Below are 15,140 nucleotides of genomic sequence, written 5' to 3' on the forward strand. Positions count from 1 at the left end.
ACAATGTAACATGCCTAATGAACTAGCCATGCGGCAGAATCAAAGTCAACTCAAAAAAACACAGGTGTTGGATTGGGTTCCTACCAGCCTACGCGAGCGTTGGGCCTCGGAAGGTATCTACCCGAATAAAGGCTTGTTTGAGGCCTTTCTGGATATTGCTCAAGTGCGTCCGATGGATGCAGCCGTTATCGAGGGTGCCGACAGCCTCAGCTATGCTCAATTGCGAGCGCGAAGTCTCAGCCTAGCCCAAGTGCTGCATGATATGGGAGTTGGTGCGGGAGATGTGGTGGCAGTGAACTTACCAAATGGGTGGCGTGCCTGTGCTGTAGACTTGGCTGTAGCCGCATTGGGGGCGATTGTGCTGCCATATCCAATGGGGCGACGCAAACGCGATACCCGCGCTATGCTCACCAAATCCGCCGCACGCGTTCTGGTATGTAAACGAAAGGTAGGCGACACCGATTACGCTGAGTTGGTCGATAGTTTGAAGCATGAATTACCGGCACTAGAGCAGGTGCTGGTATGCGGACAACGTTACCAAAATTGGCCGAGTTTGGCTGAGTGTTGGGAAAGGTCAGAATTCAATGCCCTCAGCGTGCGCGTCGATCCTAATGCTGGAGCCCGCCTGATAGCTTCTTCAGGCTCGGAGTCTGAGCCTAAATTGGTGCTTTACTCGCACAATGCGTTGGTGGGTGGTCAGACAGCTTATCTACACAGCTTGGTTCAGGATTCATCGAAAATACGTGCACTTTTTGCGGTGCCGCTAGCTTCGCCCTTTGGCTCGCTTGGCACTCCCTGCACTTTGGCTTCCCTTGGGGGAGTTCTCATTTGCTTGGATCGCTTCGAGCCGGACGAAGTGCTACGTCTGCTCTCCCAACAACGAGCCACACACCTTTTTGCTGGCCCTAATATGGTTGACATGCTGTTGGCTAGTCCTTTGCTCCAGCCATGTGGGTCTGAATCGCTTGATTTCTCCTCTCTCACGACGATCGTCAGCGGAGGCTCAGCACTGAGTGAGCAGACTTATGAAGGGGTACGTAACAAACTAGGGTGCACGCTGATCCAGTCCTACGGTTCTGCTGACGGTATTGCCTGCCATACTGAGCTTGATGACCGGCCTGAAACGACTGTGCGGACTGTCGGTTGCCCCGATCCGACAGTGATTAGCGTGAGCATTCGCAATGATTTGGGCCAGCAGCTCGGCTGTGGTGAAGAGGGAGAAATATGGGCGCGCGGACCTATGACGCCGATGTGCTACTACGGTGCACCGGAACTGGATCAGCGCTACCGCAACACCGAAGGTTGGGTGCGTATAGGTGATCATGGATTACTTGATGCTGAAGGGCGTCTGCGCATTGTTGGTCGACGTGCTGACACTGTGCTACGCGGCGGTTATAAAATTAATCTTGTTGAAGTGGCCCATATATTGCGCGGTCATCCTGCGGTTGACCAGAGTGTGGTGCTCAACAACCCTACTGAAGATGGCAAGCCGAGCCTGGATGCTTTTGTAGTCATGCAGCCTGGCCGTCACGCGCTGACGTTGGAGAAAATGCTGGCGTATCTCGTAAAGGAAGTGGGTGCTCAGCCGAGTCAACTGCCTGATACGCTGACGTGTGTGCCTGAGTTGCCATTGGCGCCATCTGGTAAGGTTGACCAGAAGGCGTTACTACAACGCTGTAAGGCGGTCTGGAACGGTGTTTCAGCACAGCCGGTAATTGACTTATTGATGGGGGTGGAGCGCGCAGGCGTGTTACGTGCGGCTATCGAGCTCCAATTGTTTGATCAAATGGGCGAAGGCGTCACCGCTGAGGTACTGGCTGAGCGTATTCAGGCCAGCCCCCGTGGTACTCGCATCCTGCTCGATGCTCTCGCTGGGCTGGGGCTAGTGTCAAACGAACCCGGCCACTCCTACTATCGTGCTAGTTCTTTGGGAGAGAAATTCTTGTGTCGTACTTCACCCCATTATGTCGGTGGCTTGACACAAGTTTACACCGCTGACCTGATGTGGGACGCCTTCCGCGATTTTAAGGGCGCGGTAGTAGCTGGTGGTAGCGTTCTTTCGCAAAGCCTGGAAGCGGCTAATCACCCATATTGGAAAGAATTCTCTCAGGGCATCACTAACACTGCGCGAGTTACTGCTCGACGTTTAGCTGACCAAATACTGCCATGGCTGGGCGAGCGTTCGCAGCCTGAGGTTCTGGACTTGGCCTGCGGAAACGGTACCTACGGCTTCACACTGGCTGCCAAACAACCTTCGATGAGAGTGTGGGGAGTTGACTGGCCAGACAGCGAAGAGTTATTTGAGAAAACCGCTGAGTGTTTTGGTGTTTGTGAGCAGGTACGTTTCATTCCTGGTGACCTCTTTGAAGTAAGGTTTGAGCAGCGCTTTGACTTGATCATTCTTAGTCAAGTGTTACACCACTTCGATGAATCTCAGTGTTGGCACCTGTTGGCGCGTTTGCAATCTTGGCTGAAACCCGGAGGGCGGGTTCTAATTGCTGGCTTCATGCGCTCCAATGCACCACCCGAACAGGAACCGATTCAACGGCTGTTTGCAGCACAGATGCTCAGCCTCACTGAGGCTGGTGACTGTCATTCGATAGAGTTGGTGCAGCAATTACTAGCCGAACAAGGTTGGCAGGATATTAAAACCAACCGTCTGAGAGGACTGCCTATTCAGTGCGTGCTGGCAACTAGAGGTGACTCGGGGGTAGAGGCATGACCCCGGTTCTCTGGCGCTTGTCGCGGCCTTTGCGTCCTTCGATTTTACTGGCTGCGTTCGGCCAAGTGGTTGTCACCGCCTGTCATGTTGGTCAGGCGCTATGCTTAGCCAGTGCTTTGGCCGGGCTATTCGCTGACCAGCCATTGTCCGAACTATGGTGGCCGCTGTCGGTTTTTTTTGTTTTTACTTGGCTACGCATCGTGCTGATGGGGTTGTCTGAAGCACTCGCTATGCGTGTGGCAGGGCTTGCCCGGCACTACTTGCGTCAGCGCCTGATTGGTCAGGTATTACGTGTGGCGGCTGATCCGGCCAGCGACCGAGATAGCGGGGAACTGAGTACCACCTTGGTGCAGTCGGTGGAAGCCTTGCAAGCCTATTACAGCCGTTATGTGCCTGCAGTGCTGGGTGCGGTGTTTGGTGGCGGGGGTGTGCTACTGCTAATGGCGTATTTCGATAGCCGTTCTGCCCTTGTGGCTGCTCTTGCTGCGCTGGCGCTACCCTTTACTGATCGCCTCTGGTTGCGTTGGCGGCGCGCTTCTGCAGGTGGGTTGTTCGCGAGTATGGGGCGTTTTTCCGCGTATTTGCTCGACAGCTTGCGCGGCGTCACCACGCTCAAGGCCTTCAATGCTCAGACCCGGCGCCGTCAGGTACTCAGTCAACAGGCACGGGATCTGCGTGAGCAGGCCATGGGTGTGCTTTACGCCATTCTCATGCGTAACGGCGCAACAGGGCTGCTTAGCTTGGGTGGTTTAGCGTTGGTGACTGCGCTTAGCGCTCAGCGCGCCGTTGCCGGTGAGCTATCGCCGTTTGCGTTGTTGGCCGTTGTGCTGCTGGCCCGCGAGGCCTTCGGTACGCTGGAAAAGCTTGATAAGACCTTCCACATTGCATGGTCGGGTAATGCGGCGGCGGCCCCCGTCATTCGTTTACTTGACGCTATACCTGGGGTGCCAGAGCCGATTGAGGCCCGGGCTTTACCGACCCATCATGGAGTGGCCTTTGATAGCGTTAGTTATACCTGGCCGGGTGGCTGCGAACCTGCGTTGCACAATGTGAATTTTACGCTTGAGCCTGGTGAGTTCGTGGCTGTGGTAGGGCCCTCTGGCGCAGGAAAATCGACCCTGGCAGCTCTATTGATGCGCTTTGTTGCACCTGACTGCGGCCGCGTCAGCCTGGGCGGCGTTGATCTTCGCGATTTGCGCGTCAATGACGTATACGAAAACGTCAGTGGCGTGTTCCAACATAGTGTGCTGCTGCATGGCAGCATCGAAGAGAACTTGAGGATGGGGGCTCCTCAAGCCAGTGATGAGGATCTGGCTGAGGCATGCCGGGTAGCGTCACTGGAATCGTGGATTTCAAGTCTTGAAAAAGGCGTTGCCACTGCCGTGGGAGAAGGCGGCGCGCGACTTTCTGGCGGTCAGCGACAGCGCATAGCTATCGCACGTGCTTGGCTAAAAAATACACCGGTCATGGTGTTGGACGAGGCGACCGCGAACGTGGACGTTGCCAGCGAAACCCACATTGGAGAGGCCATCGAGCGGCTTCGCGGTCAGCGTTCGCTACTGGTGATTGCACATCGTCTAGCCAACGTTCGGAATGCCGACCGCATTCTGGTGCTTGATCGTGGTCGTTTAGTTGAGATCGGTGATCACCACAACCTACTGACCCGAAATGGCCTCTATGCGCGCCTCTGGAACCGGCAGCACGCCCACGAAGCGTCGCCCCAAACCGAGGAAGAACTAATATGAAAGTCAATGTCCACGAAATTCCCCAGGGGCCGCGTAGCACATGGGGTGACCTGTTACGCCTTTCCGCTGGCCAGCCGCGCCTGCTAGCACTCACTATCGCTGCTACGCTCATTGCCCAGGCTGGCATGGTGACAAGCCTTGCGTTGGGTGCCTGGCTAGCAGGTTTGGCGCTGACGGGTGCACCGGAGAGCCTCTGGCAACCCGTGCTTTGGGGCATGCTTGTCAGCGCCGTTGCTGGGGCCGGTGGTCGCTGGTGGCAGGCACATATCTCCCATGCCTTTGCTTTTGCTCTGATCGAAACGCTGCAGGTGGGCATTTACGACGGTCTAGAGCGTGCCGCCCCAGGTGGTTTGTCCGACACCCGCAGCGGCGAGCAGGCCAACGTGGCGCTGAACGATGCTCAGGCGCTGGAACACTTTTTTGCCCACACCCTGGCCGATACCATCGCTGCAGTTGTGGTACCGCTGTTGGCACTGCTGGCGCTGGCCTGGATACAGCCTTGGCTTACTTTAGTGTTACTGCCATTTCTGCCGACTCTGACCAGCGTGCCATTCTGGCTGGGGGAGCGTGCTTTTCGCCAGGGGCGCGAGATGAATGCCGCGCTAGCGGGACTAAACGCTGAAGTGATTGAGGGCATTGAGGCGCGTCGAGAGATCCTCTTGTTCAATCAGGAGGCGGCTTGGCGCGCTCGGCTGGGGCAGTATCTGGCGCGGCTGAAGAGCGAGCAGCGTCGTTACGCCTTGCGAACAGGCGCGGAGCAAGGCGGTATAGAGCTGATCCAGTCCTTAGCATTGATCACCGCGCTGGTGGCCAGCGCAGTGTTGCTTGAATATCAAGCCCTAGCGTTGGCTCAAGTTCCGCTATCGGTCGTGCTGGTAGGCGCGGCACTGCTACCTTTGGCAGAGGTAGCGCGCAGTGCCAGCCAACTGGGTGCAGTGCGCGCCAGTGCGGCACGGGTGTTGGCGTTGCTGCATCAGCGTTCGCCGATTCAGGACAATGGCCAGCGATTGCCTAAGGATGCCAGCATCGAATTCAACCAAGTGGTGTTCGCCCATTCCGAGCGCCCTGTGCTGCAGGGTGTCAACTTCCGGGTAGAAACGGGTGAGATGGTCGCACTGGTTGGCCCCTCAGGATCTGGCAAGACCACCTGCGCCAACTTACTAATGCGCTTCTATGAGGTGCAGAGCGGCACAGTGAAGCTGGGCAGCGAAGATCTGCGTGATATTCCCCTATCCGAGCTGCGCCACTGGATCGCCTGGGTTGGTCAGGAGGCCTACTTGTTTGACGACAGTATCGAGGGCAACTTGCGCTTGGGCAAACCAGAGGCGACGCAGCAGGAAATCGAAATCGCTGCGCATCAGGCCCAGGCCCACGATTTCATTCAGGCCCTACCTGAGGGCTACCAAACGCGTTGCGGCGCGAATGGTGCGCGGCTTTCAGGTGGTCAGCGTCAGCGTATCGCCATCGCCCGGGCACTGCTGTCTCAAGCGCCCGTGCTGGTAATGGATGAAGCTTCATCCAGCCTCGATGCTGACAGTGAACATGCCCTGCAGCAGGCCTTGTTGGCGCTTCGTGGGCAGTACACGCTACTGGTGGTAGCACATCGTCCAAGCACCATTGCTCAGGCTGACAGGGTCGTACTCCTGCAGGATGGCTGCATTCTCGATCAGGGCTCTCATGAGCAGTTGCTGCACCGTTGCGAGCAATATGTCCAGTTGCTCGCGCAGCCAGCCAGCGCTTAAAAACACATGCTTAGCAACGAGTACCTTAAGCGTTTAGCTCCAGAAACTTAAAACCTGGGAATACCGACATGAAAGCCCCCGCCATTTCGTACTGGTCGTTGCAGTTGCTGCTCGGCTGGATCAACTTCGCTATGACCGCACCAATGATCTATCTCTACCTAGGGTTACCGCTGGTGATGCGCCAGCAGGGGTGGTCCGGCACCGCCATCGGCCTCTTCCAATTGGCAGGGTTGCCGGCCGTGCTCAAGTTCGTATTGGCTGCTCCGGTAGATCGCTGGGCGCGAGATACCGCCGGTTATCGGCGCTGGAGCTTAGTACTGTTGGTCGGTTATGCCGCAAGCCTTGTAGCGCTGGCGGGGCTCGACATAGGAAAAACGGGCTTCACGACGTTATTCGCCCTGGCGATGCTGGCTAGCTTATTCGGCACTTGGGCCGACGCGCCGGTCAATGCCTTGGCTATTCGCTGTTTACCCGAGACTGAACGTATGCGCGCAGGCACTATCCGTTCAGCCGCCAGTTCATTGGGGGCAGTGTTCGGGGGTGGTGCGATGCTCATTTTGCATGATCGTGTTGGCTGGTCTTGGCCGTTCTTTGTGCTGGGGGTTGGACTGTTGTTGGCCCTTGTCGGACTTTATCTCATACGCCCAGTGCATCTTGATACGATAGCGACACCCAAACGCTCAGAGGTGGGGGTGCGCCAATGGGTTGGCTATTTCGCTTCTGCTCAGCGTCGCCGTTGGGTGGTCGTGTTGATGCTCTATTTCCCCTTTATTGGCACTGCCTGGGTATACCTTAAACCGTTACTGCTCGATCAAGGACTGCCGTCCGGTCAGGTGGCCGTGGTAGCTGGTTTGCTGGGTGGCGTGGTCGGTGCTTTGGGCAGTCTGCTAGGCGGTTATGTCACTTACCGTCGTGGTTTGCACTATGCCCTGCCTGGCTTTGCAATGCTCGCCCTCGTTGCCTTGGCTGCATTATCGGCGGCGTTGGCCAGCCATGCGAGCTTGCCGTTGCTAACTGCCTGCACCGTGCTTCTGGCGCTGGCCATGGGCGCCTCGGCTGGATTAGTGTTTGGCATGATGATGTACTACACCCGTGAAGGTTTGACGGCTGTGGACTATGGTCTGCAATCGAGTCTATTCGTGCTCACGCGTACGGTTGTGCCCATGCTCGCAGGGCTGCTGCTTGACCATTTCGGGTATCTGGGCATGTTAAGCGCTCTGATGGCTGGCATGCTGGGAATAGGTTACTGGAGCCTGCGATTTGTGCGGGGCATGGGCGAGATGCCACCAAAGATGGGGCGTGTCGCCTGATTCCCGAACCGTTGTGGTCACTATAGTGGGGTACTGCGGAGCTAGGTCGGTTGTGCTGAGAACATCGTGATGTTAGCCGTGTCCGGTGTCGACTTCCGGCACCACTGACATGCCGACTTTTAACTGTTGGGCTTGAGGTTGACCTGGATCGATGGCGATGCGCACCGGTAGACGTTGGACGATCTTGGTGAAATTACCTGTGGCGTTGTGGGGTTGAATGGCTGAAAAGCTCACCGAGCTGGCTGGGCCTAGGCTATCCACTCTGCCGGTTAGGGTGATGTTGGGGAGAGCATCGATGGTGAAACTTACCGGTTGGCTGGGCCGCATACGGGCGATTTGTGTTTCACGGAAATTGGCGGTGATATAGAGATTGTCCAGAGGAACTAAGGTCAGCAGCGTTTCACCGATTTTCATATAGCCGCCGAGGCGCACCACTTTCTGAGCGACGATACCTTTCACCGGTGCTGTAATGTGGGTGTAGGATAATGCCAATTCCGCTGCGTCCAGTTTGGCCTGAGCGATGTTTTGCGCCGCTTGGGCTTTCTCTAGGTCGGCCTGCAACACTTCCAACGCCTGTTGGGTAGCGGTATAGGCGGCCTGGTCGCCGATCAGGGTGGCCCTTGATGCAGCTAACTCTGCCTCTGCCCTTTGCAGCGACTGAACGGTACCGGCACCGCGGGCGCGCAGGTTGAGGTAGCGTTCTCGCTCCTGTCGAGCCAGTGTCACTGCGGCCTGATCGACGTCAAGTTTTGCCTGTGCTTGATGAATGCGACTTTCCTGACGCACGATTTGCGCTTGTAGACTGACGATTTCCGCAGCTGCCTGGGCCAGTCCAGCACTTGCTTCTTCCACCTTAGCTCGTGTATCGCTGTCATCGATCTCTACTAGCAGGTCGCCGACGCTCACCGTCTGGTTTTCTTCCACCAGTACCCGCTGTACACGACCGGCAACCTGCGACGCCACCCGTGTTAGATCTGCCTGTATATAAGCATCGTTGGTGGATTGATATCTGGCGGCGCTTTCCGGGCGGTTCAGCGCATAGACACCCGTAATTGCCAGGGCCAGGAGTATCAGAATGAAAGGAGTTCGCAAGCGACGTAATGAGGTCATGGCTATTATTCCGGTGAACGAGAGGGAGGTGACGGTGGCGTTACGGGCGTGAGACAGAGCGTCAGCGGAATCAGCATCAGGGCAAGCACGCTAAGTGCCCGGTAAGCGTCGGCGGTGGCCAGCGTGACGGCTTGGGTAGTGACGGCGTCGGACAACGTCATCAGTTGGTCTTCATGCATTCCTAGGGCGGCGCCAGCTCGAGCCATGCTGTCCAGCAACATGTCGCTGTGAAAATGGCTTTGAATCAGTATCAACTGAGTGACCAGCGCGCTGCCCAGGGCGGTGCCGAAGGCGCGCAGCATATTCACCAGCCCGGATACGAAGGGGCCTTCCATTGGCTGTACCACACTGGTAGCCAGAAATAGCAGTGAGACCACCGCCATTGGCTGGCCGATCGCTTGCAGTGCTTGTACAGCGACGAACTGGTGCCACATCCATTCACTGGTGATTTGGGCGCCTAGCCAGCAGGCTATCGCCACAATCAGCAGGCCAGTGGCAAATACCTTGCGTGCATCCATCCAAGGCTGGTATAGAAGCAGAGCCACCAGGGAGCCGAGCACCAACTGTGGTAGCCCGATGGTGAGCCCAACGGCACTGGATTGCAGTGGTCTATAACCTTGCACTTGGGCGAGAAAATTAAGCGGCAGTAGAGCGCCGGACATCAGCACAACCAACAGCCCAACAAACAGGGTGAAGCCCAGCCCAAGGTTGCGCCGGGAAAGCAGTTGAAGGCGGATAAAAGGGCTGGGATGATGCCACTCGCTGAGCAGACCGGCGAAGGTGGCGATTAGGCCGCCAGCAAGTGCACTGCAGATCAGTGTTGAATGAAACCAGCCAAGACGTACACCCTGACTGAGAACTATCGCAAGCAGCGCTAATCCGGTAACCAGACAAATATGGCCGATCCAGTTGCCCTGACCGAAGCGCTCATGGCGTGGTGGATCCTGAGGGAGGCCCCATGCACATAGCGCTAAGCTGAACATACCCAGCGGAACGATTTGCCAGTAGACCCACCGCCAGTCGAACAACTGATCTGTCCACACGCCAGCCAGCCACACCGCCAGATTGGGTGCTAGGGTGGCAGTCATGGCGAATAGCGCCAAACCGTGCAGGCGAATATGAAACGGCAGAAAACGCAGCGCTGCCATCATCAGTGTCGGGATCAGACCGCCAGCGACGGCACCTTGCAGACCGCGCAGTAGGAGCATGGACGGTAGCGACTGGGCAAAGGGCAGTAGTAATCCGAGCAGCGTGGCAGCGGAGATTAACACCAGTTGATAACGGCGCAGTGATAGGGTGATGGCGAACCAGGCGGCAAACGGTTGTACCGTGATTTCGCCAACGAGATAGACGGTATCCAGCCAGGAGGCAGCGTCGGCACCCAAACCATGGGCGCCGCGAATATCTGGCAATGATAAGGCAGGAACCCGGTTGTTAAATCCTGCCATGATGGCTGCGATGAATACGCCGGTCAGCCCGGCGATAAGCCGAGGGCCAAAAACAGGCTGGGCTGGGGTGGCGGTGCGGGTATTAGGCATGGAGAGCGCTCCGGCGATCACAATCGCCAAGTGAAGCGCATTCCTACCTCCCGGGGCGGGCTGTAGATGGTGACGAAGCCGTTCTGGTAGCCCACGGCGTCATAGCGCTTATCGCCGATGTTGTCGGCGTAGGCGGCGAGCTCCCAATCACCTAACTGATAGCCAGCGACCAAGTTGAGCAGTGCATAGTCGTTACGCTCGTATTGGTTGGCGGCGTCTAGGTAGACTTTGCTGCTACCGACCAGGCTGCCCTGGGTGTACCAGCCTTCTGGATCGTCGTAGCGTAGGCTCAAATAACCGGTAAAATCGGGAGCGAAAGGATTGTGATTACCAGCGTAGTCGGCTGAGCCATCTTGGAATTGATCAAATCGGGTATGGTTCCAGGCTAACCCCCCTTTAATTTGCCACCCATCGCCAAGCAGATAGTCAAGGTCGAGTTCTACCCCTTTAGAGGTGGCTGTGGCAGCATTGGTGATGTACATCATGCCGGCGGTGGGCATTTGCATGACTTGCATGTTGTCGATGTCCATCAGATAGGCGGCGAGAGAGTAACGCAGGCGCCCTTCGGCTAGCCAACCCTTAGCGCCGGTCTCGTAGGACCAAGTTTTCTCTGGACCGAAGGACTGATAGTTCGTTGCGGGGGATAATATATTGAACCCACCGCTACGCACGCCTCGCGAGATACTGGCGTACCACTGATTGCGTGGGCTGATTTCATATTGCAACGCGATCTTGGGCGAAAAGTGCGACCATGATTCCGACCGGCTTGCCGCACCACGTGGGTGTAGTTCCACCTGATTGTGCTCAATGCGCCCACCGGTAGAAAGGCGCCAGTGTTGTGCCAAGGGTAGGTTCCAATGGGTAAACAGGGCTGTCGTTTGGCTTTCCTGATTGGCATGAAGATCCACAGAGCCCATCATATTTTTGCTGATACTATGCAGCCGGTTATCACTGCTATCGCCGTAGACGCCGAGCAACCACTCTGTCTCGCCAAGAGCACCCTCTAAGCGAAGCTCCTGGGATAGCGTGCGTAGCCGGTTGTCACGACCTACGTGCAAGATATCCTCGGCCCTGAAATCGGTATCCTGCTGTATATGATCCCGGAAATCATTCCAGGCAGTGACGGAATGGAGACTCAAGTCCGAGGCGAATTCATGTTCCGCGGTTAGTGCTAGGGTTTGCCCCCAGGATCGGTTCCAACTTGGGGTGCCTGAGGCAACAGTGGCACGATGCGCGCTAGGTGCCCCCCAGCGGGATGCACCATCATCATACTCTTGGCGCGTATAGCGCAGTGCCAAATCAGTCGCATCACCAGGCGTCCAGCGCAGCCCTAGGTTGAGATCGTGCCGATTGCGGTCATCTTCATTACTGCCGGTGTGGATGTTGTCGATAAAACCATCCTCACTCGACGTGCTAACCGCAATACTGGCATAGAGATTGTCCTGAACGATGGGGTGACTGACGGCGAAGCGAACGGCTCGATGGCCATGGTTGCCGGCTTCACCGCTAACAGTGGCGCGAGGTTGGTTGTCCATCGGCTGGGTGTGGATAGCAATGACGCCAGCTTCGGCATTACTGCCATAGAGTGTGGACTGAGGGCCGCGTAGTATCTCGATTCGGTCGACGTTAAGTAGGCTGCTCTCGAATCCCTGAGCAGACAGTGTTGGTACACCATCCACCAGAAGCAACGTTGAGGTGGAAAAGGTGTTGAAGTTAGCCGTTAGTCCCCTCATTACGGGAGAATTCATGCCGGCCTGTCCGAATGGCTGAAACGATAACCCAGGAACCCGTCCCTCTAACTGTTCGAGGCTGGTCAGGCCCGCTGCTTCAATTTCAGAACCATCAATCACCGCGACACTGGCAGCCACATTTTCCAGTGGCTGCTCGGTTTTTTCCGCGGTCACCGTTATCGGTGTGAGGGTGGCGGGGGCTTCACCCTCTGTCGTTATTGCTGAGTTTGTCGTATTCGCCCACCCGGGGACGGCTTGCAGGCAACTCATCATGGCTGCCAAATGGAAAATTCGACGTCGCTTGTGCTGCATCTTTCGTTTCCCCTTATTCCCTTATGTTATTTCATTACGTGCTAATTTCCCCGCTACAATCTCATCGGTACGGGGAGTACGCTGAGAACAAGGATACTCTTAAGGCAAATAGTAATCATTGCTATTAAGTATGGTGGTTGGCGGTTTACCTATGAATGTATGCAAGCGCAGGGCTGGGGCAGCTGCCCATTCTGGTTCGGCCGAGCTGATTTTGACTGCTCAGTTCAAATTGAGCCTTGGGGCGTAGTCTGCTATTCTGTCGTCCCATCCTGGTGTGGCTTTCTGTTACGCCTTTTGATCACGTTTCGACAGGTTTTCCATGACACGATATATCTTCGTGACCGGCGGCGTTGTGTCCTCTCTTGGCAAGGGCATCGCGTCGGCCTCGCTGGCGGCGATTTTAGAGGCCCGCGGCCTTAAGGTCACCATGCTCAAGCTCGACCCGTACATCAACGTGGACCCGGGCACCATGAGCCCTTTCCAGCACGGCGAGGTGTTCGTCACCGAGGATGGCGCCGAGACCGATCTGGACCTGGGCCACTACGAACGCTTTATTCGTACCAAGATGACCCAGCGCAACAACTTCACCACAGGCCGTGTTTACGAGCACGTGCTGCGCAAAGAGCGCCGTGGCGATTACCTGGGTGGCACGGTACAGGTCATCCCGCACATCACCGATGAAATCAAGCAGCGCGTTTATGCCGGCGGTGAAGGTTTCGACGTGGCGCTGGTAGAAATCGGTGGCACGGTAGGTGATATCGAATCGCTGCCGTTTTTGGAGTCTATTCGCCAGATTCGTAGCGAGCAGGGTGCTAATCGCGCGCTGTTTATGCACCTGACGCTGGTGCCGTATATCAAGACGGCGGGCGAGACGAAAACCAAGCCTACCCAGCACAGCGTTAAAGAGCTGCGCTCGATTGGTATTCAGCCGGATATTCTGATTTGCCGCAGCGAAGTCGAGCTTGAAGAGAGCGAACGCCGCAAAATCGCGTTGTTTACCAACGTTGAAGAGCGTGCGGTCGTACCGCTTCAGGACGCAGATACCATCTACCGTATCCCGCTGATGCTTCATGAACACGGCCTGGACGATATCGTCTGCGATAAGCTGCGCCTTGATGCCGAGCCCGCCGATCTTTCCGAGTGGGTGAAAGTGCTGGACTCCAAGCTTAATCCGCTCAAGTCCGTAAGTATCGCCATGGTCGGTAAGTACATGGAACTGCTGGACGCGTACAAGTCGCTTAATGAAGCCTTGATTCATGCAGGCATTCAAGGGCGCATCAAAGTCAATGTCGACTATATCGACGCTGAGGACATCGAACGTCACGGCACCGAGCGCCTAGCGGGTAAAGACGCTATTCTGGTGCCCGGCGGCTTTGGTGAGCGAGGCGTGGAAGGCAAAATTATGACCGCCCAGTTTGCCCGCGAAAATAACGTGCCTTACCTGGGGATCTGCTTAGGGATGCAGGTAGCGGTTATTGAATTTGCGCGTAACGTGGCGGGCTGGAAAGATGCCAACTCCACTGAGTTTACCCATGACACTCAGCACCCGGTGGTCGGCCTGATTACCGAATGGCTGAATGCGGAAGGTAAAATTGAGCTGCGCGATGCGGCGTCTGATTTAGGCGGCACCATGCGCTTGGGTGGCCAAGTATGCCATCTTGAAACAGGCACTAAAGCGCGCGAAGCCTACGGCTCTGATGAGATTGTTGAGCGCCATCGCCACCGCTTTGAGGTCAATAATCAGTTTATTGATGAGCTTGAGAAAGCAGGGTTGGTGATCTCGGGCAAGAGCGTCGACCAGTCGCTGGTGGAAGTTATCGAGCTGGCTGACCACCCTTGGTATGTGGCCTGCCAGTTCCACCCAGAGTTCACCTCCACCCCACGCGATGGCCACCCGCTATTCTCGGGCTTTGTTAACGCCGCATTGGAGCATAAAACAGCGCGCAGTCGCGCCCATGCGAATTCTCAGGAATAAGAGGGCAACAGCATGGCTTCTCAAGAACGGTCTCAAGAACGGTCTCAAGAACGATCTCAAGCTGGATCGCAAGAGCGTCATATTAACGTCGCCGGCTTAACCGCCGGCAATTCCTTGCCGCTAATGCTGCTGGGCGGCATGAATGTGCTGGAGTCTGCCGAGCTTGCCGATGAGGTAGCTCAAGCGTATGTGACGGTGACCCAGAAGCTGGGGATGCCTTACGTATTCAAGGCCAGCTTCGATAAAGCCAACCGCAGTTCAATCAACTCTTACCGCGGCCCCGGTATTGAGAAAGGCCTGCAGATTCTGGCCGATATCAAAGCCCGCTATAACGTGCCGATTATCACCGATGTGCACGAGCCCTGGCAGGCGGAAGCGGCCGCTGAAGTCGCCGATATTATTCAACTGCCCGCCTTTTTGGCCCGCCAAACCGATTTGGTGGTCGCCATGGCCAAAACCGGCGCGGTCATCAATATCAAGAAGCCGCAGTTTTTGGCGCCTCATGAAATGCGCCACATCCTCAGCAAGTTCCAGGAAGCGGGTAACGACCAACTGATGCTTTGTGAGCGTGGCTCAAGCTTTGGTTACAACAACCTGATTGTTGATATGCTCGGCTTTGGCGATATGAAGCAAACCGGCTATCCGGTGTTTTTCGATGTGACCCACGCGCTGCAACGCCCTGGTGGGCGAGCAGACAGCGCCGATGGGCGCCGAGCTCAGGTAGCGGAATTAGCCCGGGCAGGTGTGGCCGTAGGGCTTGCTGGGCTATTTTTGGAAGCTCACCCGGACCCTGATAACGCCAAATGCGACGGACCCTGTGCGCTGCCGCTGGATCAATTAGAGCCGTTCTTAACTCAGCTTGCGCAGCTGGATGCGCTAGTGAAAGGGTTTGAGCCGCTAACGATTCGCTAAGCAGGACGTTATATTAATAATTTTATCTGACCTATAGGAAAGGA

General features: G+C 56.3%; 9 protein-coding genes. 6 read left to right on the forward strand and 3 right to left on the reverse strand.

The annotated features are described in order from the left end of the window. Positions 1–10: 10 nt before the first annotated feature. The 4 genes from ACQE2I_RS03045 to ACQE2I_RS03060 all read left to right on the forward strand — a co-directional run bounded on the left by ACQE2I_RS03045 (position 11) and on the right by ACQE2I_RS03060 (position 7,519). Positions 11–2,722, forward strand: a complete 2,712-nt coding sequence (locus tag ACQE2I_RS03045) for an AMP-binding protein (protein ID WP_087107920.1) — start codon at positions 11–13, stop codon at positions 2,720–2,722. After that, positions 2,719–4,467 (forward strand): ABC transporter ATP-binding protein, encoded by a 1,749-nt coding sequence (locus ACQE2I_RS03050; RefSeq protein WP_087107922.1) that lies wholly within the window; start codon positions 2,719–2,721, stop codon positions 4,465–4,467. Before ACQE2I_RS03045 ends, ACQE2I_RS03050 begins: the two co-directional genes overlap by 4 nt. Further along, positions 4,464–6,209 (forward strand): ABC transporter ATP-binding protein, encoded by a 1,746-nt coding sequence (locus ACQE2I_RS03055; RefSeq protein WP_087107924.1) that lies wholly within the window; start codon positions 4,464–4,466, stop codon positions 6,207–6,209. Before ACQE2I_RS03050 ends, ACQE2I_RS03055 begins: the two co-directional genes overlap by 4 nt. Before the next feature lie 68 nt (positions 6,210–6,277). Beyond that, positions 6,278–7,519: an MFS transporter gene (locus ACQE2I_RS03060; RefSeq protein ID WP_087107926.1), complete on the forward strand. Its 1,242-nt coding sequence runs from the start codon at positions 6,278–6,280 to the stop codon at positions 7,517–7,519. 72 nt (positions 7,520–7,591) lie between these two features. Here the strand turns inward: ACQE2I_RS03060 and ACQE2I_RS03065 are convergent, their stop codons facing one another. Genes ACQE2I_RS03065 through ACQE2I_RS03075 form a run of 3 tightly spaced genes read right to left on the reverse strand, consistent with a single transcriptional unit; the run spans position 7,592 to position 12,209 of the window. Continuing rightward, the gene (locus ACQE2I_RS03065; RefSeq protein ID WP_087107928.1) at positions 7,592–8,629 is read right to left on the reverse strand and encodes an HlyD family secretion protein; all 1,038 of its coding nucleotides are present in this window, start codon (positions 8,627–8,629) and stop codon (positions 7,592–7,594) included. Between the two features lie 5 nt (positions 8,630–8,634). Next, positions 8,635–10,167, reverse strand: coding sequence for an MFS transporter (locus ACQE2I_RS03070; protein ID WP_087107930.1), 1,533 nt, complete (start codon positions 10,165–10,167; stop codon positions 8,635–8,637). A 17-nt stretch (positions 10,168–10,184) separates the two neighbouring features. Further along, a complete protein-coding gene (locus tag ACQE2I_RS03075; protein ID WP_217883853.1) occupies positions 10,185–12,209 on the reverse strand; it encodes a TonB-dependent receptor in 2,025 nt (674 codons plus the stop codon). Positions 12,210–12,528: 319 nt separating this feature from the next. Here ACQE2I_RS03075 and ACQE2I_RS03080 point away from each other — a divergent pair, with 319 nt between their 5' ends. Further along, complete coding sequence (locus ACQE2I_RS03080) at positions 12,529–14,184, forward strand: CTP synthase (protein WP_427030034.1); 1,656 nt, start codon at positions 12,529–12,531, stop codon at positions 14,182–14,184. Between the two features lie 12 nt (positions 14,185–14,196). Continuing rightward, complete coding sequence (kdsA, locus tag ACQE2I_RS03085) at positions 14,197–15,096, forward strand: 3-deoxy-8-phosphooctulonate synthase (RefSeq protein WP_427030035.1); 900 nt, start codon at positions 14,197–14,199, stop codon at positions 15,094–15,096. Positions 15,097–15,140: the final 44 nt, after the last annotated feature.

It is taken from the genome of Halomonas sp. H2 (assembly GCF_050215315.1).
Classification (GTDB): Bacteria; Pseudomonadota; Gammaproteobacteria; order Pseudomonadales; family Halomonadaceae; genus Vreelandella.